This is a genomic window from Streptomyces sp. SID12501, from assembly GCF_010550245.1.
In the GTDB taxonomy this organism is placed as follows: domain Bacteria; phylum Actinomycetota; class Actinomycetes; order Streptomycetales; family Streptomycetaceae; genus Streptomyces.
The window spans coordinates 1-605 of sequence record NZ_JAAGLU010000272.1; the positions used below are offsets into that span (position 1 = coordinate 1).

Here is a 605-nt window from a genome sequence, read left to right on the forward strand (position 1 = left end):
CCACGCCTCGGCCGAACGGATCGAACCCGGGAAGGCGTTCAAGGACCTCGGCTTCGATTCGCTGACCGCCGTCGAACTGCGCAACGGCCTCGGCGCCGCCACCGGACTGCGCCTGGCCACCACCCTCGTCTTCGACCACCCGTCACCCACCGCGCTCGCCCGACAGCTGCTCGTCGAACTCTTCGGTGAGGACGCCGAGAGCGACGACCCGCGCGCGAAGGCGAGCGGTTCCGCGGCCGACACCGACGATCCCATCGCGATCGTCGCCATGAGCTGCCGCTACCCGGGCGGGGTCGGCAACCCCGAGGACCTGTGGAGACTCGTCGCGACCGGCGGCGACGCCATCGCCGGCCTCCCCGCCAATCGAGGCTGGGACATGGCCGAGCTGTACGCCGGAGACACGGGGCACGCCGGGCACCCGTCCGGCACGGGGACCCCGGCCGGCGCCGGGAACACCGCCGGCGACGCCGGACGCCCCTTCGCGGGCGGATTCCTCTACGACGCGGACTCCTTCGACGCCGACTTCTTCGGCATCTCCCCGCGCGAAGCCCTCGCCATGGACCCCCAGCAGCGCCTCCTCCTGGAAGCCTCCTGGGAAGCCGTCG

1 protein-coding gene is annotated in these 605 nt (G+C 72.7%); it reads left to right on the top strand.

Going from position 1 to position 605, the window contains the following annotated elements:
* Nucleotides 1-605 (top strand): acyl carrier protein (locus tag G3I71_RS45695; protein ID WP_164324846.1); only part of this gene is annotated, 605 nt, incomplete at both ends.